This is a genomic window from Pseudomonas reactans (assembly GCF_013387025.1).
GTDB classification, from domain to species: Bacteria; Pseudomonadota; Gammaproteobacteria; order Pseudomonadales; family Pseudomonadaceae; genus Aquipseudomonas; species Aquipseudomonas reactans.
This window is the reverse complement of sequence record NZ_JACAQP010000031.1, coordinates 15,558-36,377: the sequence shown is the minus strand read 5'-3', so window position 1 is coordinate 36,377 and position 20,820 is coordinate 15,558. Positions and strand designations below refer to the sequence as shown.

Annotated in this window: 20 protein-coding genes; 15 read left to right on the top strand and 5 right to left on the bottom strand. The window is 58.9% G+C overall.

The features are described 5' to 3' along the window. Positions 1–80 precede the first annotated feature (80 nt). Positions 81–761, bottom strand: a complete 681-nt coding sequence (gene inhA, locus HX793_RS24420) for an isonitrile hydratase (protein ID WP_177096904.1) — start codon at positions 759–761, stop codon at positions 81–83. Between the two features lie 90 nt (positions 762–851). Between inhA and HX793_RS24415 the strand changes: the two genes are divergently transcribed. After that, complete coding sequence (locus HX793_RS24415) at positions 852–1,856, top strand: GlxA family transcriptional regulator (protein WP_178905548.1); 1,005 nt, start codon at positions 852–854, stop codon at positions 1,854–1,856. On the opposite strand, the gene HX793_RS24410 is transcribed toward HX793_RS24415, so the two are convergent. The 4 genes from HX793_RS24410 to HX793_RS24395 form a co-directional block, all read right to left on the bottom strand. Beyond that, a complete protein-coding gene (locus tag HX793_RS24410; RefSeq protein ID WP_177053031.1) occupies positions 1,790–2,704 on the bottom strand; it encodes an alpha/beta fold hydrolase in 915 nt (304 codons plus the stop codon). The two genes, HX793_RS24415 and HX793_RS24410, sit on opposite strands and share 67 nt — an antisense overlap. Positions 2,705–2,778: 74 nt before the next feature. Continuing rightward, positions 2,779–3,252, bottom strand: a complete 474-nt coding sequence (locus HX793_RS24405; protein WP_016980011.1) for an isochorismatase family protein — start codon at positions 3,250–3,252, stop codon at positions 2,779–2,781. A 48-nt stretch (positions 3,253–3,300) separates the two neighbouring features. After that, complete coding sequence (locus tag HX793_RS24400; protein WP_016980012.1) at positions 3,301–5,124, bottom strand: glycoside hydrolase family 15 protein; 1,824 nt, start codon at positions 5,122–5,124, stop codon at positions 3,301–3,303. Then, positions 5,117–5,917, bottom strand: a complete 801-nt coding sequence (locus HX793_RS24395) for a glucose 1-dehydrogenase (RefSeq protein ID WP_178905547.1) — start codon at positions 5,915–5,917, stop codon at positions 5,117–5,119. The genes HX793_RS24400 and HX793_RS24395 overlap by 8 nt, the downstream gene beginning before the upstream one ends. Positions 5,918–6,170: 253 nt before the next feature. On the opposite strand from HX793_RS24395, the gene HX793_RS24390 reads away from it, so the two are divergent. From HX793_RS24390 to HX793_RS24320, 14 genes are all read left to right on the top strand, one after another. Further along, positions 6,171–6,875, top strand: a complete 705-nt coding sequence (locus HX793_RS24390; RefSeq protein ID WP_016980014.1) for an HAD family hydrolase — start codon at positions 6,171–6,173, stop codon at positions 6,873–6,875. 17 nt (positions 6,876–6,892) lie between these two features. Further along, positions 6,893–8,116, top strand: coding sequence for a transaldolase family protein (locus HX793_RS24385; RefSeq protein ID WP_177096908.1), 1,224 nt, complete (start codon positions 6,893–6,895; stop codon positions 8,114–8,116). Then, complete coding sequence (locus HX793_RS24380) at positions 8,113–8,841, top strand: sulfotransferase-like domain-containing protein (protein ID WP_177059513.1); 729 nt, start codon at positions 8,113–8,115, stop codon at positions 8,839–8,841. Before HX793_RS24385 ends, HX793_RS24380 begins: the two co-directional genes overlap by 4 nt. Before the next feature lie 10 nt (positions 8,842–8,851). Continuing rightward, entirely contained in the window at positions 8,852–9,577 is a 726-nt protein-coding gene (locus HX793_RS24375; protein ID WP_177053034.1) for an SDR family NAD(P)-dependent oxidoreductase, read from the top strand. Further along, positions 9,574–10,710, top strand: a complete 1,137-nt coding sequence (locus HX793_RS24365) for a Rossmann-fold NAD(P)-binding domain-containing protein (RefSeq protein ID WP_256348370.1) — start codon at positions 9,574–9,576, stop codon at positions 10,708–10,710. Before HX793_RS24375 ends, HX793_RS24365 begins: the two co-directional genes overlap by 4 nt. A 7-nt stretch (positions 10,711–10,717) precedes the next feature. Further along, a complete protein-coding gene (locus tag HX793_RS24360; RefSeq protein ID WP_016980019.1) occupies positions 10,718–11,488 on the top strand; it encodes a class I SAM-dependent methyltransferase in 771 nt (256 codons plus the stop codon). A gap of 10 nt (positions 11,489–11,498) precedes the next feature. Beyond that, positions 11,499–12,728: an MFS transporter gene (locus tag HX793_RS24355; RefSeq protein ID WP_177053038.1), complete on the top strand. Its 1,230-nt coding sequence runs from the start codon at positions 11,499–11,501 to the stop codon at positions 12,726–12,728. After that, a complete protein-coding gene (cysC, locus tag HX793_RS24350) occupies positions 12,725–13,327 on the top strand; it encodes an adenylyl-sulfate kinase (protein WP_177053039.1) in 603 nt (200 codons plus the stop codon). Before HX793_RS24355 ends, cysC begins: the two co-directional genes overlap by 4 nt. 96 nt (positions 13,328–13,423) lie before the next feature. Beyond that, positions 13,424–14,068 (top strand): CGNR zinc finger domain-containing protein, encoded by a 645-nt coding sequence (locus HX793_RS24345; protein WP_177004880.1) that lies wholly within the window; start codon positions 13,424–13,426, stop codon positions 14,066–14,068. 83 nt (positions 14,069–14,151) lie between these two features. After that, entirely contained in the window at positions 14,152–14,652 is a 501-nt protein-coding gene (locus tag HX793_RS24340; RefSeq protein ID WP_033899716.1) for a sigma-70 family RNA polymerase sigma factor, read from the top strand. A 26-nt stretch (positions 14,653–14,678) separates the two neighbouring features. Further along, entirely contained in the window at positions 14,679–15,632 is a 954-nt protein-coding gene (locus HX793_RS24335; RefSeq protein WP_177053041.1) for a FecR family protein, read from the top strand. A gap of 97 nt (positions 15,633–15,729) precedes the next feature. After that, the gene (locus tag HX793_RS24330; RefSeq protein WP_016980025.1) at positions 15,730–18,135 is read left to right on the top strand and encodes a TonB-dependent siderophore receptor; all 2,406 of its coding nucleotides are present in this window, start codon (positions 15,730–15,732) and stop codon (positions 18,133–18,135) included. Positions 18,136–18,386: 251 nt separating this feature from the next. Then, positions 18,387–19,196 carry a hypothetical protein gene (locus HX793_RS31435; protein WP_256348372.1) on the top strand — a complete coding sequence of 270 codons (810 nt, stop codon included), beginning with the start codon at positions 18,387–18,389 and terminating at the stop codon, positions 19,194–19,196. A 654-nt stretch (positions 19,197–19,850) separates the two neighbouring features. Then, on the top strand, positions 19,851–20,786 hold the full coding sequence (locus HX793_RS24320; RefSeq protein WP_026000047.1) for a hypothetical protein: 936 nt from the start codon (positions 19,851–19,853) through the stop codon (positions 20,784–20,786). Positions 20,787–20,820: the final 34 nt, after the last annotated feature.

The following is a 20,820-nucleotide window of genomic DNA, read 5'->3' as shown; positions in this document are numbered from 1 at the left end:
CAAGCTCCCTCGCCACAGGTCCTGCGCTGTACTTAGAGTTGTATCGCCTGCAAGCCGACGCCTGGAGTTGTTTAGCAGAATCACCCCAACCGAGCCGCAGCCCGCGCAACGATCTCCCCACGCACCCTGCGCGATTCAGCCGTGCGCTTGTTGGCTTCCTCCAACACATGCTTGGGCGCCGTGTCCGGACGCCCGGAATCAAACGGCGGTGCCGGAGCATATTCAATCTGCAATTGCACCAATTGCGCCGCCGCTTCGCTGTACAACTCGCCAGCCAACGTCAGGGCGAAGTCGATGCCAGCCGTAATGCCGCCACCGGTCAACAGGTTGCCGTCACGTACCACGCGCTCTTGCACCGGGATCGCACCGAGCGGGGCGAGCAGGTCGTGATAGGCCCAGTGCGTGGTCGCCTTGCGCCCGCGCAGCAAACCTGCGGCGCCCAGCACCAGCGAGCCGGTGCACACCGACGTCACATAGCGCGCGGTCTGGGCTTGAACCTTGACGAAGTCCAACGTCTGCGGGTCTTCCATCAACGCACCAACACCGGAACCGCCAGGCACACAGATCACATCCAGGCGCGGGCAGTCGGCATAGGTCATGGTCGGGGTGAACACCAGGCCGGTGCTGGAAGTGATCGGTTCCAGGTCCTTCCAGACCAAGTGCAACTTCACATCCGGCAGCGAACCCAACACGTCATAGGGGCCGGTGAGGTCCAGTTGCTGGATGCCAGGAAACAACACAAAGCCAATCTGCAAGGTCATCAATAGCGCTCCTTCAAAGGGGTGGACGGCTTCACTCTAGAGGCCTAGGCTTTGGCGAGTACGCCATTGAACCCACGAATCACGCCAATCATGCCCAGAATCGTCCACGTACTCGCTTTCGATAACGCCCAGGTGCTGGATGTCACCGGACCGTTGCAGGTGTTCGCCTCAACCAATGACCTGGCGCGTCAACGCGGCCTGCCTTTGCCTTACGCCGTGTCGGTGATTGCTGCCCAAGCGGAGCCGGTGATGACGTCGGCTGGCTTGGCATTGCTGGCCCAGCCGCTGCCCGCCGTCGATGCGCCGTGCGATACGTTGGTGATTGCCGGCGGCTGGGGCGTATACGGCGCCGCCGAAGACCCGGCGCTGGTGGAGTGGGTGCGCGAGAAAGCCAGGCATACCCGGCGCATGACCTCGGTGTGTACTGGCGCGTTTTTGCTGGCCGCCAGCGGTATGCTCGATGGCTGTCGGGTGGCCACCCACTGGACGCGTTGTGAAGAGCTGGCGCGCAAATTCCCGGCGTTGACGGTGGAGTCCAACCCGATCTTCATCCAGCAAGGCGCCGTCTGGACATCTGCCGGCGTCACTGCTGGCATCGACCTGTGCCTGGCGCTGGTGGAAGAAGACCTAGGCCGCGCCGTAGCCCTGGAAGTGGCGCGGCACCTGGTGGTGTTTCTCAAGCGCCCCGGCGGCCAGTCTCAATTCAGCGTGACCCTGTCCCTGCAAAAAGACGACAGCCGCTTCGCTGAACTCCACGCCTGGATCGCCGAAAACCTCACCCTGGATTTGAGCATCTCGACCCTGGCCGCCCAAGCCGGCATGAGCGAACGTAGCTTTGTACGCCACTACCGCGCCGAAACCGGTCAGACCCCGGCACGTGCCGTCGAATTGATCCGCGTCGAAACCGCGCGTCGGCAATTGGCTGACAGCGCGGCGTCGATCAAACGCATCGCCGTGCAGTGTGGCTTTGGCTGTGAAGAAACCCTGCGCCGCAGCTTCCTTCGCGCCTTGTCGGTGACGCCCCAGGCTTACCGCGAACGCTTTTCGCCCAGCAACTCCAGCAGCGCGTCCAGCGTGGCTTGCGGTGCTTCCTGAGGGATATTGTGACCCACGCCGGGCAGCACCTGACGCCGGTAAAACCCGCTGAAATGCTCGACATCATCATCCACGTCAGGCGGTGGCCCCACCCCATCATCGGCGCCGCACAGCGAAATGCTCGGCACCGAGATCGGCGGCTGCAAAGTCAGCGCCTGCTCGATGGCTTCCAACGTCGGGTCGCCGGGGGCATACATGAAGCGGTGGCGATAGGAGTGAATCACCACCTCGACAAAATCCGGGTTATCGAACGACGGCGCGGTCTGCTCATACAGCCCCGGCCCCTCGGCCCAGGAGGGCGACCAAAGCGCCCACAGCAATTTGCACAGTTCGCCACGGTTGGCGGTCAGCCCGTCTACGCCGCGTTGGGTATGGAAGTAGAACTGGTACCACAAGCGATGCTCCGTCACAGGCGCCCGTGGCTTGAGGGATTTGGCAATGTCCTGGATGTTGTAGCCATCCCCGGTCACCAACCCGCGCACCCGCTCGGGCCACAATGCCGCGACGATACACGCGGCTCGCCCACCCCAGTCGTAGCCGGCAAGCGTGGCCTGCGGGATCGCCAGCGCATCCATGAAGTCCAGTAGGTCCTTGGCCAATGCGGCCTGCTGCCCGGAACGCATCACCTGCTCGTTGATAAACCGCGTCGGGCCGTAACCGCGCAGGTACGGCACCAGTACCCGGTAGCCACGCTCGGCCAGTACCGGCGCAATCGCGTCATAGCCGCGCGGGTCATAGGGGAAGCCATGCAGCAGGATCACCGGCTCACCGTCGAGAGGGCCGTGGGCTTCGTAGGCGATATCGAGCATGGGCGTGCGTGCGTACAGCAGCGGGGTAGCGATCGTCATCGGAGGCTCCTGTTAGATGCTGGAACTCTAGACCAAAGGTATGACGCAATGGAGTGCAGATAAACGCAGTGGCGTTACTTGTCTAGACCCAACTCGGTGCTGTTCAGCACATGCTTGAAATGATGCCGCCACAGATCCACCCCCAACTGCCCCGACCGATCCAGCGATGACCCCACCGTCAGATCGCTGATCAAGGTCGGCTGCAACCCCGCATCAAACAACGCAAACCCCGCCGCCAACACGCAGGTGTCGGTCTGGATACCACACACCAGCACGCGTTGCGGCGCGAGGCTTTTGAGGTAGGCGACGGTCTCGGGTGTTGGCGCATAGCCGTGTTTGATAAAGATGCGATCAGCGGCCACCAGGCTTTGGTCGTTCGGCGCCGGTTGCCAGCCGAGTTGCCGGGCGAAGGGCGTGACGCTCTCGTCGTGGCGCTCCACGGTGGCGACTGACGGCATGCGTCCCAGCAGGGCGTTGATGCCGTCCACCAGCCACGTGGGCGGGTTGAAGGAAGGTTGCACGTCGATGATCAGCAGTACCTGGCGCATGGCGTTCCTGTCCGTGGTCGAGTGGCCGCCCATTGTGCACAGGCCACTTCAGGGTTGCCAGGTGGTTTTCTCCCCACTGAGTTTACGGTCCAGGAACGTCGCCGCGCTGATCAACGCCAGATGGCTCAAGGCCTGGGGCGTGTTGCCCAGGTGGCGGGCCTGGTTGTCGAATTCTTCGGCGTAAAGGCCCAGGGGGTTGGCGTAACGCAGCAGTTGCTCGAATTCCAGGTGGGCCTTTTCCACTTGCCCGGCACGGGCCAGGCATTCCACGTACCAGAACGAGCAGGCCGCAAATGCGCCTTCGGTGCCTTGCAGGCCGTCGATCTGGCTGTCGTCGTTACGATAGCGGTAGACCATGCCGTCGCGCACCAGGCTTTTCTGGATGGCTTCCAGGGTTGATAGCCAGCGTGGGTCGGTCGCGGCAACAAATCTCACCAGCGGCATCAGTAGCATCGAACCGTCGAGCGCGGTGCTGCCGATATGCTGCACGAAATGCCCGCGTTCTTCGTTCCAGAAGTTGCTCCAGATGTCGGCGTAGATCGCTTGTCGGGTCTGGTCCCAGCGCGCGAACGGAGCGGGCAGAGAGCGTTTGGAGGCCAGGCGGATGGCACGGTCCAGCGCCACCCAGCACATCAGTCGTGAGTGCAGGAAGTGATGCTGCTCGCCGCGCATTTCCCAGATGCCCACATCTTTGGTGTTCCAGATTTCACACACCTGATCAGCCACCTCCACGGTGTGTTTCCAACCTTCATGGGAGATGGCTTCGCCGTATTTGTTGACCAGATACACGGCGTCCATCAGCTCGCCATAGATGTCTAGCTGGATCTGGTCGAAGGCTTCGTTGCCGATGCGTACCGGCTTGGCGCCGCCGTGGCCGCTGAAGTGTTCCAGCTCGGCTTCCGGCAGTTCCTGGCGCCCGTCGATGCCATAGAGAATATTGATCTTGGTCGGCTGGCCACAGCAGTCACTCACGCGGCCTTTGAGCCAGCGCATATAAGCGTTGGCTTCCTCGACAAACCCCAGGCGCATGAAGGCATACACGGTGAACGATGCGTCGCGGATCCAGGTGTAGCGGTAGTCCCAGTTTCGTTCACCGCCGGGGGTTTCCGGCAGGCCGAAAGTGGCAGCGGCGATGATCGCGCCGTGTTTACGCGAGGTCAGCAGCTTAAGCGCCAGGGCCGAACGGTTGACCATTTCGCGCCAGCGCCCACGGTAGTTCGATTGCGCGATCCAGCCGCGCCAGAACTTCAAGGTGTGGGCCAGCGCCAGGTCGGTGCAACTGCTGTCCACCCGTTCATCCTCCTGGCCGCCGAGTACGAACTCGGCACCTTCTTCCTGGCCCAGGGTAAAGCTGGCCACGGCGGCGCCGTCTTTGATCTGCAAGGGGTGGCTGCCGGACAAACGCAGGCCGGGCTGGCCGTCGGCGCTGAAGCACACCGTGCCGTTGTCACGGGTGGTCTGGGTGGGCGTGCGCGCGTAGTCATGGCGCACCGCGCAGCGCAGATGGATATCGGCCTTGCCGCTGACCACACGCACGCGGCGGATCAACAGTGGCAGGTCATCGATCTCCTCGCTGATTGCCAAAAGGTCAGTGATTTCCACTACGGCCTCGTCGCTGAGCCACCGGGTTTGCAGCACGTTGGTGTCAGGCAGGTAGATTTGTTCGCGGCGGGCGTTGGGCAGGTCCGGGGTGAGTTGGAAAATGCCGGCGTCGGGGCTGTCCAGCAGCGAGCAGAAGATCGACGGGCTGTCGAACTCCGGCCAGCAGAAGAAGTCGATGCTGCCCTTATCGTTCACCAACGCAGCACTGCGCATATCGCCAATGATGCCGTGGGCATCGATGGCGCTTTGTGGTTCGTTCAGATCAACCATTGCCACGGAACTCCGGATACAGGCTCATACCGCCGTCAATAAAGAGTGTGCTGCCTACTACGTAGTCGGACGCATCGCTGGCCAGCCACACCACCGCGTTGGCCACGTCTTCCACGTCGCCGATCCGCCCGTAGGGAATCAACTTGAGCAGCTCCTGTGCTGCTGCGCCTTCAGTGGCGGCACGGTTAATCGCAGTGCGGATCGCCCCTGGCGCGATGCCATTAATACGGATGCGCTGTTCGCTGACTTCCTGGGCGAGGGTGCGCATCAACATCTCCACGCCTCCCTTGGACGCGGCGTAGTTTACGTGCCCGGCCCAGGGGGTCAGTTGGTGCACCGAACTCATGTGGATGATTTTGCCCGCCGCCCGCGACACGCCTTCGCGCACGCCCTGGCGGTTGAAGAGGCGCACGGCCGCGCGGGCACACAGGAACTGGCCGGTGAGGTTGACGCCGATCACCGCATTCCAGTCATCCAGGCTCATGTCCACCAGGTTGGCGTCCTTCTGCATCCCGGAGTTGGCCACCAGGATATCCAAGTGGCCAAAGGCATCGAGGGCCTGGGCAAAAAGCCGTTCCACCTCTTCTTCTTTAGAAACGTTGGCGCCGATGGCAATCGCCCGGCCACCCTCGGCATTGATCTGCTCTGCCAGTGCTTCGGCCGGTGCGGCTTGGCTGTTGTAATTCAGCACCACGGCCGCCCCGGCTTGCGCCAGAGCCTTGGCCGCGCCGGCACCGATTCCGGAACTGGCACCGGTCACCAGCGCCACTTGTTGTTCCAACGAGATATGCATTGCTCACCGACCTTAAATTCGTGAGTTCAAGTAGCTGACTGATCGCACGCAAGGGAAGTTCACCCGTGTGAAATTAGCGACTACAACCATGGTGAAAAATGGAATAACAGAACTATAAAAAATAACCATAAGATACTAAAAAACCGCTCAAAAGCGTTTGACAGGCTTTTTCGTCGCGTGTCTTATAGGCACACATCAACCCGCTCCGTTGGTAGTTCGGAAGTCATCGCGGGGCCACCTATAAGAGATTTCTATGTGCCTTTCGGCCGATATAGGGGAACTACCAGTTCAGGTAAAAACAGTCGCCTTAGTTGGCGTGCCTAAGTTAGTTATCTTCGATTGCGATGGTGTGCTCGTCCAAAGTGAAGAAATAACCCTGTCTGTGTTGATCTCCATGCTTAATGCCCTGGCTCAGGGCGATACGCTGCTTGATGTCACACGTTTTACCGAACACTTTCGTGGCCGGAAGATTGCTGAGTGTTTGCGCGAGGCTGAGCAATTATTAAATGTCAGTGTGGGCGACGCGTTTGAACAGCGTTTTCGTGAACGTGCGCTGCACGCTCTGACACTCAGTTTAAAAGCCACGGATGGAATGCTGGAAGTCCTGGAAAGTTTGGACGTGCCTTATTGCGTTGCTTCGAGTGCGCCACGTAACAAGATAGAACATTGCTTGCGCCTGGCGGGGCTGTTTTCTTATTTCGAAGGGCGAATATTCAGTTGTTATGAATTGGGTCGTTGGAAACCTGATCCCCTGGTGTTCCTGACGGCCTGCCGGACTTACAACATTGATGTGAGTGATGCGCTGGTGGTGGAAGACAGTGTGACGGGTATCCAGGCTGCGGTAGCGGCCAATATAAAAGTGTTGGGCTTTGGTCCCGCGCATCGGCATTCGCAGATGGCCGCGGCGGGGGCATTGCCGATTGCCGACATACGCGAACTATTGACCATTTTTAATTGACTCAGGGAGGAGGCGTCGTGAACACACTTGGTTACCTGGAACGGCTCGAACGCAACGATCCATCTTCGCAAGTTTGGTGGGATTCATCGCCTGCCGTGTATCAGCCTTACAAACAGCACCTGCTGGAAAAATACCCGGCGGCGGCAACTTATATAGAAGCGTTGATGCCGGATGATTTCTCACAACCCTGGGGCCTGTGCAGCGTAACGACCAACCCACGCTTGGTGACGGCCGTTATCCTCGAAAAACGCGAGTATTGGTCATCGCGTTTCAACTTGGCCAGCCTGTCCCCCGGTGAGTTACGCAAGCAGCTGTACAACGAGGTCGTCATCGAAGGGGCTGCGACGCTCAAGCCGCGCTGGGTTCAATCGGCACAAGCCGAAGGCTGGATCTGCGCTCAAGTCGACCCGGTGGACGTACGCTGTACCGAGCGCATGACCATCAGGGGATTGGAGTTGCAGCGCCTTGCGCCGAATGTGATGGTCAAGGTACCGGGCAGCCTGGAAGGGCTGGCGACCGTCGAACAACTGGTGGCCCAAGGTGCCTCGATCAATATCACCTTCTGCTTCACGGTTGCCCAGTTCCAGGCGGGTATCCAGGCCATCGAACGAGGCAGGGCGACCGCGCACAGCAACGGCATCGACACCCGCCATTGCAACTACGTGATCACCTTCATGATCGGGCGTTTCGCCTGTCAGCCCGAATTCACGCTGCAGGCAGCGGAACGCGGCCTGGCGCTGAGTGCCGAGGAACTGCGCTGGGCCGAATTGATGATCTACGAGCAGATCCAGGTGCTGGTAGCGGCATCGACCGTGCCGGTCAAAACCCTGTTATCGAGCATTAAGGTCGATGTGGACGAGCGGGGCAACAAGCACTGCTGGCACCTGGAAAAAACCGGGCAGACGGCGACCTGCTACACGCTGACGCCGGATGTGGTGGAGTTTCTGGTCGAGCGTGAAAGCCACGGCAAACCGGTGATGCCTGCCGTGGCGCCGCAGAAACCGCCTGCGTCGACCTTCGCCAAGCTGATACGCATCCCGTATTTCTACGAAGCCTACTTTATCGACAGCATCGAACCGTACGACTTCGGTAACCATGAAGCCTTTCTCAACGCCTGCAATGAGGCGAACAGCGCACACCGGCGTCTGGCGGACTACTGCGTTCGCCTTTGCCCGGTCACCAAACCCTTCAAGCGCGCACTCAACGCGTTGCTCGCCGCCGAATTCGGGGTGATCGCATGAACCGGATGGTCGGGTTGTGGGCCCACCCACGGTCGCGTTCTACCGTACTGGAGCGGGTATTCATCGAACGGGGCGACTTTGAGGTCTTCCACGAGCCGTTTGCGCACATGGCATTTTCCGAGGATTCAGCGATACCTTCGGATGAGTGGGATCACAGTTTGCCCACGACATACCCAGGTATAAAAGAGCATCTACTTAAGGCCCGTGAGCATACGAACGTCTTTCATAAAGACATGTGTTATCACTGTTTGGATGACTTGAAAGTGGATGTTGGCTTTCTTGCGCAACAGGACAATATCTTTCTTATTCGTGAACCCGCCAGCAGCATTATTTCCCATCATCGAGTGCATCCGAATATGCCGTTGCAGGCGATTGGGCATAAAGCGCTGTACGACATATTTTGCGTGGTCACCAGACTCACCGGAAAAGTGCCTTATGTGATTAATGCGGATGATCTGGCCGCAGCGCCGGAGCGGGTGATTCGCAAACTATGTGATTACCTGGATATTGAATTTTTGCCACACGCCATGACGTGGAAACGCGAGTGCCCGCCACAATGGAAGACGTGGCGTAGTTGGCATGTAGCAGCGGAAAACAGTGAGCGGATTGTTTTGCCTCAACAGCACTGCGTTGATCTTGAGGTGTTCGATCAATACCCGAATTTAAAAGCCATGTACGAATACCACCGAACGTTTTATGCGCGCATGAATGAGTTTTGCCAATAAGGATGGTTGTATGAAGAAGTTGATTGTGACCGGAGCGGCCAACGGAATTGGCCGGGCCACTGTGGCGTTGGCGATCCAGCAGGGCTACTTCGTTATCGGCGCTGACAAGGACGCCGAGGGCTTGAATGTTCTCCAAGGCCTCTATGGTACTGATGTATTCGAAGCACAGGTTGCCGATTTCTCGGACATGGCCGTTATCAAGGGTTTTATTCCAGGGCTTTATGAGCGGCATGCAAGTATTTATGGGTTGATCAATAACGCCGGTATTTATCACGGCAAAAGTGTGTATGCCTATTCCGACGAGCAAATCGACGAGATCCTCACTGTCAACCTCAAGGCGCTGGTCTATTTGTCCAAGGATTTCGCCGAACGAGAGATGCAGCACGAAGCCCCGCGCAGCATCGTCAATATCGCTTCGGTGGCGGGCGAAGTGGGCAGCTGTGACGCACTTTACGGTGCCACCAAGGCGGCGGTGATCGGCTTGACCAAGGCCAACGCCTGGAACTTCGCGCCGTTCGTGCGGGTGAATGTGGTATCTCCGGCGCTGATCCATGAAACCGCCATCTACGGCACCATCCCCGAACACCGTCGCGCCGAATACGCCCGCCAGGAAGTCCTCAAGGATCCGATCCTGCCCAGTGGCGTGGCCGAAGTCATCTTGCTGCTGGCAGGCGATGCGATGCGGCACCTCACCGGCAGGGTCATTCCTGTCGACAATGGAGCCTACCCACGATGAGCCTTCCGGTGCGCAAGAAAAAACTGCTGCTGGTGGGCGCCGGCAACCTGTGCCTGCAGATCCTGAAGATTCTCGGGCCGAAAAACGCGTTTGAGTTTGTGGTGCTGGGTCGCAACGAAGAGAACACGATTCGGTTGTGCAACCTGGTGGAACTGTCATGCGCGCAACTGGGGCAATTCATTACGATCAAGCCAGTGATCGCTGACCTGACGGATATTGGCCGGGTAGCACAGTTGCTGCGCGAAGAAGCCCCGGACATGCTGGTGAACTGTGCGTCGCTGCAGTCATGGCGAGTGATCACCGGGCTGCCCAAGCTGTCGTTCGAAAAGCTCGACCTGGCCCAGTTCGGCCCCTGGCTGCCGATGCACCTGACGCTGATGCATTGCCTGATGCAGGCAGTAAAAGCCTCTGGCATCACCACCAAAACCGTGAATGCGGCGTTTCCCGATGCGGTCAACCCGATCCTGGCGCGCGTCGGCTTGGCGCCGGACATCGGCGTGGGCAATGTGGCCAACCTGATTCCGGCCGTGCGTCTTTCCATCGCCCGGTTGTTGGAATGTGCCCCTGTCGATGTGCAAGTGCAGTTGTATGCCCAGCATTACTTCAGCCACTACGTGCCACGTGGTGGTTTGCCGCCGCGTGCGAGCTACCGCTTGTTGTATGAAGTACGCGATCGGCCGGAGGTGACGCGCTTGCCGGCCGAGGCGATTTTCTCGACGGTGAAATCCGAGTTCCGTCGCCTGGGCGGGGTGGATGGGCAGTTCCTCACCGCGTGCTCTGCGGTCACGGTCATCGAAGGGCTGTTCTCGCCCATGCCGGTCCTGGTGCATGCGCCAGGTCCTCTCGGGCTTCCGGGCGGGTATCCGGTTTGGCTGCACGATGGGCGGATCCAGGTGCAGTTTTCCAACGCGTGCCCACAGGACGAGGCGGTGCGCATCAATAGCATCTGCCAAAGCCAGGACGGCATCGACGAAATTCACTGTGATGGTTCGGTCACTTACAACCCGCAATGCATGGCCGTCATGAAATCGATGCTGGGATATTCCAAGAACACCATGGCCATCGAACAGTCCGCCGAGTTTGCCCGCGAGCTGGCGAGCAAATACCTGTCCTTCAAGAATTCAACCTGGTAGGTGTGTGATGAATCTAGTTTCCAGAAACAAGCACAGCGAAGTTGCCAGTTATTCCACGCAGTACACGGCGGATTTCGTCGAGCGTTGGGATGAGTTGATCGATTGGGAAAAACGCAAGGCAGGGGAGGACGGGTTCTTCGAGAACCTGTTGCGCAGCCACGGTGCGCAAAAGGTGATCGACGTGTCGACGGGCAGCGGTTTCCATGCCGTTCAACTCAAGCAGGCGGGGTTTGAGGTGGTCGCCACGGATGGCAGCAGCACCATGTTGACCAAGGCGCGGGCGAATTTTCGCAAGCATGGCCTAAACATTCAGTCCCATTACCGTGACTGGCATTCACTGGACTCCCAGGAGCTTGGTCAGTTTGACGCCGTGGTGTGCCTGGGCAGTTCGTTGTGTCACGTCTTTGCCGCCCACGAGCGGTTGCGGGTGCTGGCGAAATTCCGCTCCTTGCTCAAGCCGGGTGGCTTGCTGATTGTGGATCAGCGTAATTTTTTCGCCATTCGTGCCGGCAAGTACAAGGCCAGTGGCAATTACTATTACTGCGGTACGCATGCGTCGGTCAGTCTGGGGGAGGTCAATGAGCGTCTGTGTGAGTTCATCTACTCCTTTGATAATGAAGAACAGTACCGGCTGCAGGTGTATCCGCTGTTGCCGGGTGAATTGAAGGGGGAAGTGCTCAAGTCCGGGTTTACCGACCATGAAAGTTACGGCGACTTCAAGCGTGACTACGACATGATGGATTGTGATTTCGTCATCCACACGGCGCGCGCCGAATAAGGAGGGCTTGATGAGCACACTCGTACAGAGTAATGCCCGGCCACTGGACAGCGTCGTACTGGCCGTGGTCCTTACCGGGTTCGTGGCCAGCACTTATGGCTTTGGCGTCTACCTGTTCGCCAACCTGGTGGTGGACATGCGCCGTGATATCGGCTTTGACTACACCACGGTGGGCCTGATCACGGGCGGCGCGCAGATCGGCTTCCTGCTGTTTTCATCGGTGACAAGTTATATCAGTCGGTTTTTCGAGGGTTGGAAGATCAGCCTGGTATCGACGGTGATGACGTCCCTGGCGCTGCTGGGGTTGAGTGTCAGTCACAGCATTTGGCTGTCGGGCGCGTTGCTGATCTTGCTCGGCGGTTGTTCCGCCTCGGTGTACATCCCGTTGGCGGAGATTGTCGCGAAGGGTTTCAGCCCCGGCAATCGCTCGCGGGTCATGGGGCTGATTTCCAGCGGTACCAGCTATGGCGTGTTCATCAACGGTTTGCTGGTGTCGTTCCTGACATTGAATGGTGGCTGGCGCTCGATCTGGTTCACCGCCGGCCTGATCTCGGTGGCCCTGTGCGTGTTGGCCTGGTTCCTGTTGCGCAACCTTGCCGCGAGCCAGGACACCGGGTTTTCCGGGGAGCGCGCCACCGCCTTCGACAGTCGACAGCCCTGGCTCAGTCGTTCGTTGTGCCTGACCTGGGTCATCGCCTTCCTTAACGGCATGGCATTGCTGCCGTTCCAGACGTACCTGGCGCCGTTCCTGCGTGATGAGTTGGGCGTGTCGGTACAGGATGCCGGGTTTATCTGGACTACCATCGGTGCGGTGGGCATGGCGTCGGGCTTCCTGGTGGGGTGGATTGCCGACAAGGTGGGCGTACGTGCGTCGCTGGCGATGTGTTTCCTGAGTGCGGGGCTGGCGGCCACCTTGGTGTTCAGCTTCAACAGCCTGCCGTTGTTCTACCTGGCGGCGTTTCTGTTTGCGCTGGCGTTTTATCCGATCTTCGGGCTGGTCCCCAGTTACATCGGGCAAATCGTGCCGGTCAGCCGGCTGACACAGGCTTTCGGGATTGCCAACGTATTGATCGGCCTGGGCGGCGTATGCGGCAACTTCCTGGGCGGTTTTTCCAAGGATTTGACCGGGTCGTTCTCGACGGTCTACTGGGTGGTGGCGCTGTTGCTGTTCGTGCAGTGCGTGATGGTGTTCCTATTGGGTAAACAGCCTGTTTCGGTGAAGGAGGGCGAGCAGCCATGAGTTTTTTTCCAGACACGCCGCACCGGGACCTGCACGCGTTTGCGTTCAGTCACCGCTCGGGCATGAAACACAACCCCGTGGTCATCTGGATGACGGGGCTCTCTGCGTCCGGCAAGTCGACCATTGCCGATGCGTTGGACAGTGCCCTGCAGGAACAGGGCCGGATCACTGCGATCATCGACGGCGACTCAGTACGTAGCGGGCTGTGCCGAGACCTGGGTTTTACCGACAGCGACCGCGACGAGAATATCCGGCGTGTCGCCGAGGTGGCGCGGCTGATGCTGGAGGCGGGGTTGATCGTGATCGTGGCGCTGATTTCACCCTCGTCGGCGAGCCGGCACTACGCGCGCTCGATCATCGGCAATGAGTGTTTTGTTGAAGTGCATGTGGACGCGCCGTTGGAAACCGCCGAGCAACGTGATCCAAAGGGCCTTTATAAAAAAGCCCGAGCGGGCTTGATCAAGAACTTTACCGGTATCGACTCCAATTACGATGTACCGGTATTTCCGGAAGTGCACTTGGACACCCAGGCGCTTTCAGTGGAACAGTCGGTTGCGACGATTCTTGATTGGCTGGCGCATAACGACGTTCGCACTTAGCCGTCTGTCTTTGCGCGAGGGTGACACGCTTTGCACGCTGAAAAAACAAGGTAATCTGCGCGATCGCAGGGAGTACGCGTTTTTTCAGGAGTAGGCATGACACATTTCACGGGCACTGCAAAATCGATCCGTCTGATTGGTGGGGCCCGGGTATTGGACTTTATCAATACCACCAACGGGCGTCGCCCTGGCACTTCGCTCAAGGTCATAGAGGAGCGACTCACCAGCTTTCAGTTCTTCTTCGAGTGGGCATTGCATGCGTCGTTGATCTCGGCCCGAGAGTTTGATGACTATAAGCCGATGGTGTTTGCGTCATCCATGGCCTACCAGCCGGACCTGGACGCGATCATTGCCTTCAGGGAATGCCTGTACGCGGTGTTCTATCCGTTGTCGTTACAGGGTGCCGCGCCCGAGGACGCTTTGCAGCAAATCAACCAGATGTTCCAGCAAGGCGTTGCCTGGCGGGTGCTGCGTTCCGTGGAGGGCAAACCTGCCTGGGCGTGGAAGCCCTGCACCACGGCGCAGGAGCTGACGGCCATGGTGCTCGGGCGCTTGGCTATCGAGGCCACGCAGTTACTGGTCTCCGGTGATCTGCACGCATTGCGCATTTGCGGCGCCGCTGACTGCGATTGGGTGTTCTTCGATATCTCCAAGAACAAGCAGCGCAAATGGTGCCAGATGAGCGTCTGCGGCAGCCGCGAAAAGCTCAGCCGACTTAAGCACGTGGCCAGCACTGATTAGTTTGAGGTCATCCGGCGGGTAGCAATTGCCCCGCTTAATAGGAAGCATTACTATTCACGCCCCGCCTCCCCAGTGCACCCGCGATGATCCCTCAGCCGCCCCGCAGAACAGGCTTTTTCGAACATTACGAAGAGTTGATCGGAACCTGGACGCGCCGCCTGAGAAACCGTCAGCAGGCCGAAGACCTGGCCCATGACACCTTTGTGCGGGTGCTGGAGTCGAAATCCGATCAGGTGGAGCAACCGCGCGCCTACCTGCATCAGACCGCGCGCAATATCGCAGTGGATGCCTATCGACGCGAAGACCGTCGCGAGGCCATCACGCTGGAAGCCTTTGATCAGCGTTCGCCCCACAGCGGCGACCCGGAGCATTTCATGCACGCGATCCAATTGGCGGACTCAATCGAGCGGGCCTTGGCTGAGCTGCCGCTCAACTGCCGCAAGATTTTCATCTGGCAGAAGATCGAAGGCCTGACGCAGCAGGAAATCGCCGAACGCCTGGGGCTGTCTAAAAACATGGTGGAAAAGTATATGATCCGCACCCTGCGGCATCTGCGCGACCGCCTGGACGCGATGGCGCCATGACTGCCCGCTTTGAAACAGGATCTTCCATGATGGATAACCGTGCCCGAGACGAAGCCGCGCAATGGTTTGTGCGCCTGCAAGACGCCGAGTTGAGCGCTGCCGACCGCCAACGCTTTGATGCATGGTGCAACGAGCATCCCGATCACCAGTATGAATTCGATGTGTTGCAAGGCCTGTGGAGCGCCACCGACTTGCTACCCAAGGCGCGTTTGCAGGCGTTGTGTGAGACCCCGGTGGAGCGGCCCAAGCGCCGCGCCGTGTTGCGTTATGCGGTCGCCGCCAGTGTGGTCGCCGTCGCTCTGGGTTTGGGCCTGTTCAGCGGGCTTGATCATCCCAAACCCTACAGTGCCGAGTTCAGCACGCGCCTGGGTGAACATCGCCAGGTGGCCTTGCCCGATGGTTCGGTGATGGACCTCAACAGCCGCAGCGTGGTCGCGGTGCACTATGAAAAAGGCCGGCGTGGGGTGGAGCTCAAGCAGGGCGAGGCGATGTTCAGCGTCGAGCACGACACCAGTCGACCTTTTGTGGTGGCCGCCGGGGCAGGGCAGGTGACGGTGACCGGCACGCGCTTTGATGTGCGCCGTGATGAAGACCAGACTCGCGTGATGGTCGAAGCCGGCACTGTGAAGGTGCAAGGGCATTCAGCGGACAAGGTCGTTACGCTGACGGCCGGCCTGGGCACCCACGTCGACAATACCGGGTCGGTGGCAGCGGCCTACGCGGTGAACACCGAAGAATTGACCGCCTGGCGCACGGGCAAGCTGGTCTTCAACAATGCTTCGCTGGGCGAAGTGGCGCGTGAGGTTTCGCGCTATCGCGAGCAACCGCTGCGGGTCAGTACGCCTGCGGTGGGTAACCTGCGCCTGACCAGCGTGTTCAAGGCCAACGACACCGACGCCTTGCTCAAGGCGTTGCCGCACATCCTGCCGGTGGCCTTGCGCACCTTGCCGGATGGCAGCCAGGAAATTATTTCACGCTGACATTCAGGTTTTTTTCGAGTTCTTCGTCTTCTCCTGCAACTGCAACTGGTTTGCATTAACAGCCGCATACTCTTGCGATCACAGGACTAGGTTCGACGTGAAAAAACTCGCCATCCACAACAATAAAATCTCCCGCTGGGCGCCGCTGGCCCTGGCACTCGCAGTCAGTGCAGCGCTCCCAGCGGCCTATGCGGCCGACGCCATTCATATCCAGGCCCAGCCCCTGGGCGCGGCGCTGAGCCAGTTGGGCCAGCAGACTTCCCTGCAAGTGTTCTTCAGCCCCGAGCTGGTCGCGGGCAAGCAGGCGCCAGCAGTAGACGGCAACCTTTCCCCTGAACAAGCCCTGCGCCAATTGCTGCAAGGCAGCGGCCTGGACTATCAGATTGACGCTGGTTCCGTCACCTTGCGCCCCCTGAACAGCGGCACCGGTGAAGCCGGCTCGCCCCTGGAGCTGGGTGCCACCGACATCAAGGTGGTCGGCGACTGGCTCGGCGATGCCAACGCTGAAGTGGTGCAGAACCATCCCGGCGCACGCACGGTGATTCGCCGCGAAGCCATGGTGGAGCAGGGCGCAATGAACGTCGGCGACGTACTGCGTCGTGTGCCGGGTGTGCAGGTGCAGGAATCCAACGGCACTGGCGGCAGTGATATTTCCCTCAACGTCGGCGTACGTGGCCTGACGTCGCGCCTGTCGCCACGCTCCACCGTACTGATCGACGGTGTACCGGCTGCGTTCGCCCCCTACGGCCAACCACAGCTGTCGATGGCACCGATTTCCGCCGGCAACCTGGACAGCATCGACGTGGTGCGCGGTGCCGGTTCCGTGCGTTATGGGCCACAAAACGTTGGCGGCGTGATCAACTTCGTGACCCGTGCCATTCCCGAGAAATTCTCCGGCGAAGTCGGCACCACCCTGCAAACCTCCGCCCACGGCGGCTGGAAGCACGTGGACAACGCCTTCATCGGCGGCACTGCCGACAACGGCATCGGCGCCGCTTTGCTGTACTCCGGGGTCAATGGCAACGGTTACCGCAACAGCAACAATTCCAACGACATCGACGACGTCATCTTCAAGACCCACTGGGCGCCGACCGATCAAGACGACTTCTCGCTGAACTTCCACTACTACGACGCCAGCGCCGACATGCCCGGCGGCCTGACCCAGAAGCAGTTCGATGCCAACCCGTATCAATCGGTGCGTGACTGGGACAACTTCAGCGGTCGCCGCAAGGACGTGTCCTTCAAGTACATCCGCCAGATCGACGACCGCACTCAGGCCGAAGTGCTGACTTACTATTCCGACAGTTTCCGCGGCAGCAACATCGCCAACCGCGACCTCAAGACGATCGGCTCTTACCCGCGCACCTACTACACCTTTGGCATCGAGCCGCGGGTGTCCCATGTGTTCGACGTGGGTCCGAGTACCCAGGAAGTCAGCCTCGGCTATCGTTACCTGAAGGAAGGCATGCATGAGCAGGCCACCAGCCTGAACCTGGTCAATAATGTGCCGACGCCGGGTGGGCAGAGCGATGGTCACGTCTACCAGGACCGCACCGGGGGAACCGAGGCCAACGCGTTCTATATCGATAACAAAGTCGATATCGGTAAGTGGACCATCACGCCGGGCATCCGCTTCGAGGACATCCGTACCGAATGGCACGATCGCCCGGTGGTTGCCTTGAACGGCACCCGTACCCAGGAAAAGCGCCGCGAAGTCCACAACAACGAACCGCTGCCGGCCTTGAGCGTGATGTACCACGTCTCCGACGCCTGGAAACTGTTCGCCAACTACGAAACTTCGTTTGGCAGCCTGCAATACTTCCAACTGGGTCAGGGCGGTACCGGCGACCAGACTGCCAATGGGCTGAACCCGGAAAAAGCCAAGACCTACGAAGTGGGTACGCGTTACAACGACAATGTCTGGGGCGGCGAACTGACGTTCTTCTACATCGACTTCTCGGATGAGCTGCAATACGTCAGCAACGATGTGGGCTGGACCAACCTCGGTGCGACCAAACACACCGGCATCGAAGCCTCGGCCCATTACGACCTGTCGAACCTGGACCCGCGCCTGGACGGCCTGACCGCCAACGCCGGTTTTACCTACACCAAGGCCACCTCGGAAGGCGACGTACCGTTCAAGGGCCGTGACCTGCCGCTGTACTCCCGTGAAGTCGCCACATTGGGCCTGCGTTACGACATCAACCGCTGGACCCACAACCTGGATGTGTACGCCCAGTCGGGCCAGCGTGCGCCAGGCACGACCAGCACCTACGTCACTCAGGGCACGGCTGACGGTCAGTACGGTGATATCCCGGGTTATGTCTCGGTCAACGTGCGCAGCGGTTACGACTTTGGCGAGCAGTTGTCCAACCTGAAACTGGGCGTGGGCGTGAAAAACGTGTTCGACCAGCAGCACTACACCCGTTCCAGCGACAACAATGCCGGGTTGTACCTGGGCGAGCCGCGTACCTTCTTTGTACAGGCCAGCGTCGGGTTCTAATCTAAGCAGTGCCGCTCTTCCTTCCTGGGTTGAGCGGCAATGCCTACCGATAGAATGGTTTGTCTCTCGCACCTTCAGATGCACTTCCTACTTTGATTCTGGAAACCTTCAGCCGTCTCAGGAACCGACTCCCACAGTTCTGCCACTCAGGATAGGCCTGCTACTGCCGGTTTTCTTGATGACTCATAGAGTCCCAAGGACGCTGGAACAGTGATGACAGGCGCCTGACTACACCGAACTGGAGAACTAAAATGTCGGTATCCGCATACAATCAGAACGTCGCTCCTAATCTTGATAACGCATCCCCCGGAGCGGAAAAGCCCAGTAACGAACGGTCTGCCACCGCAACACGTGCTCAGGTCTCGACAGGCATCCATTTCCCCTCGCATTCCAGTCATTGCGGCCCGGTATTCGGCGGCCCACCGCCGCGCCCACTCCCAGAAAATGTGCGCCCGAACCCCGGGCCACCTCCGCGTCCGACCCCGGTGTTGCCAGATCCTCATTATTCAAAGCAGAGCAACGAGCAATTGGCTCAGGCGCTTTTGAACAATTATGGGGCGTTCAGGGGCCGCTGGCCTTCGCGCTCCGTCACGCAACAGAGTTTGGAAAAAATGGCCAATCGACCATTGACCGGTAACCCTTCAACCGACACAAATATTCGGCTGGCGAACGAACTGCTGCGTCGTCCTGGGCTGCTGCAATCGCTTGATCGAAATGGCAGCACCGGTGGGCTGGACGGGCGTTTGTCCAAGGATGACATCAGAAGCTTTGTTCAGTCAGATAGCCCGTTGAAATTGAAAGACGACAAACAACTCGTTCAGGAAATGCTGAATCATTTCAATGAGTTGAAAGGTGGATTCTTCAGCGGCACGATCAAGATTCGTGACCTCCATGCGCTTGCGAGGCGACCGTTGACCGGCAATCCACGCAGCGACCATCTAATTCAGTTGGCGCGGGAGGTCATGGCGCGTTCGAACCTGATGTCGGCTATGGACAACGTTCACAGTTGGCAGCGCGATGGCAAAATTTCTCGACAGGAATTGTACGCACTGCTTCGTTAGACATGAGGCCATCCTCTGCCGCACCACGCAGCAGAGGTCGGCGAGTGCTCGGCGCAGCCAATACAACCCCGTCATGCAGGAACGGTTTGCGAGTGTGTACTGCAACGAAAATATCCATCGGTCATTGCCTACCGATGGGGCCTTCATCCACCGGATCAGGTCTGGACTATGAATTCGACATCACTTGAATCCCGTCATTCTCAGTACAAAGTCTCGACCTTGGCCGCACCTGCGCAGGAGGCGGAAAACCCCAGAGAACCTCTGGGGCTCTATCTCACATCTTCGCCCAGGTTCAGCTTCAAGGCGCCCACCGCAGAAGATTTTGACAAAGGTTCTCGGGTCATCATTGAAGACTCGACCCACGGTCCTGTTATGTCACTGTTCTCCAGTTTTTGGAACAAGTTGTCACGTCGTTAGATCCTGCCGTTTTCCCACCGATACCATTTCTGGGGCATGGAAGCTCTACCCAGTGAACGGGTTACAAACGCTCAAGATTCATTCAGGTAGGTGCGGCGTTTTTGAGGATAGTCTTCGGAACCATCGTTTTCTTCGAACCACTCAATCAGCGCTTTTGCCTCGTTGATTTCGAAGCGTTTTCGAGGATCAGGCGAGCAAGGCCCAGGTTACGGAATCTAGATAGGGTGGAGGTGAATCATGACCGGTAGTGTCAACAATCGGGGCTACATACAACCGGTAACATCAAATACGTTGAATCTTCCTTCAGCAGGCGCGGGTGGGCCGACGGGCAATGGTAAGGTCCGCGATGCGGTCGATGCGCAAGTGTTGGGAGCTCCGCTGCCAGCGGCACAGTCATCCAGCTCCAGTTTTGTGAATGGTGCCTCAAGGCACTTTGACGGTCAGAATTTTTACGAAGGCATGACGAAGGCCGGCAACCCCTTTGTCAGTTCAGACGACCACCTGTTGGCGACGGACCTGAAGAACAACCTGTCACTATTGGATGCGTTCAAGAAAGATGGCCAACTGACCCAGGCTTCCTTGCACGAGATAGCTAAAGAGGAACCCAGTAGCAGCAAGGTCTCGGAGCGCACCATCATGTTGGTGCGAGAGATACTCAACCGCCCTCGGTTGAACGAATCCATCATGGCGAAGGGCGGTGTGATCACTCATGACAGCCTCGGCAAGGCTGCCGATTTGCAGATTGGCAATACCAACCCAAATACCCAGAGCGCGGACCCGTTCCGTGCGAAGACCGACGCGCAGGTCGTCCAGATTTTCAAGGGCATGTTTGACGACTTACGCGACAAGTCGGAGGACCGGACGTTCTTCTTCGAAAAACATCGATATGTGAAAAAAGAAACAATCGTCGAAATGAGCAAAGACCCAAACCAGACCGGTAATGACGGTGAGCCTTTGCGGGATGCACGCACCGGGTTTCCGCTGAAGAAGTATAGCGAGCAACAGGTATACCTGGCCAAGAATCTCATGGAGAGACCAGGGTTGATGGCTTCTCTGGACAGTTCCAAGGCCAACGGTCACAAAATCTTCGGTGGTAATAACAACGAGGGCTGGTTAAAGAACCACAGCCTTGATCGCTGGCTGAAGAACGAAAAGGAAGAAAAGGGGCAATAGTCCCAGCAGACGTGCATGAGCTGTTTGAACGACT

Bases quoted from the DNA above. Each gene is read 5' to 3' on its own strand.
- HX793_RS24395 (WP_178905547.1), bottom strand. From the start codon at position 5,917: ATGCATATCTCGTTGGAACAACAAGTGGCGCTGGTGACCGGTGCCAGT.
- HX793_RS24320 (WP_026000047.1), top strand. From the start codon at position 19,851: ATGACCGGTAGTGTCAACAATCGGGGCTACATACAACCGGTAACATCA.
- HX793_RS31435 (WP_256348372.1), top strand. From the start codon at position 18,387: ATGTCGGTATCCGCATACAATCAGAACGTCGCTCCTAATCTTGATAAC.
- HX793_RS24345 (WP_177004880.1), top strand. From the start codon at position 13,424: ATGACACATTTCACGGGCACTGCAAAATCGATCCGTCTGATTGGTGGG.
- HX793_RS24340 (WP_033899716.1), top strand. From the start codon at position 14,152: ATGATCCCTCAGCCGCCCCGCAGAACAGGCTTTTTCGAACATTACGAA.
- HX793_RS24400 (WP_016980012.1), bottom strand. From the start codon at position 5,124: ATGGTTGATCTGAACGAACCACAAAGCGCCATCGATGCCCACGGCATC.
- cysC (WP_177053039.1), top strand. From the start codon at position 12,725: ATGAGTTTTTTTCCAGACACGCCGCACCGGGACCTGCACGCGTTTGCG.
- HX793_RS24335 (WP_177053041.1), top strand. From the start codon at position 14,679: ATGATGGATAACCGTGCCCGAGACGAAGCCGCGCAATGGTTTGTGCGC.
- HX793_RS24405 (WP_016980011.1), bottom strand. From the start codon at position 3,252: ATGCGCCAGGTACTGCTGATCATCGACGTGCAACCTTCCTTCAACCCG.
- HX793_RS24360 (WP_016980019.1), top strand. From the start codon at position 10,718: ATGAATCTAGTTTCCAGAAACAAGCACAGCGAAGTTGCCAGTTATTCC.
- HX793_RS24390 (WP_016980014.1), top strand. From the start codon at position 6,171: ATGTGCCTTTCGGCCGATATAGGGGAACTACCAGTTCAGGTAAAAACA.
- HX793_RS24410 (WP_177053031.1), bottom strand. From the start codon at position 2,704: ATGACGATCGCTACCCCGCTGCTGTACGCACGCACGCCCATGCTCGAT.
- HX793_RS24415 (WP_178905548.1), top strand. From the start codon at position 852: ATGCCCAGAATCGTCCACGTACTCGCTTTCGATAACGCCCAGGTGCTG.
- HX793_RS24380 (WP_177059513.1), top strand. From the start codon at position 8,113: ATGAACCGGATGGTCGGGTTGTGGGCCCACCCACGGTCGCGTTCTACC.
- HX793_RS24375 (WP_177053034.1), top strand. From the start codon at position 8,852: ATGAAGAAGTTGATTGTGACCGGAGCGGCCAACGGAATTGGCCGGGCC.
- HX793_RS24365 (WP_256348370.1), top strand. From the start codon at position 9,574: ATGAGCCTTCCGGTGCGCAAGAAAAAACTGCTGCTGGTGGGCGCCGGC.
- inhA (WP_177096904.1), bottom strand. From the start codon at position 761: ATGACCTTGCAGATTGGCTTTGTGTTGTTTCCTGGCATCCAGCAACTG.
- HX793_RS24355 (WP_177053038.1), top strand. From the start codon at position 11,499: ATGAGCACACTCGTACAGAGTAATGCCCGGCCACTGGACAGCGTCGTA.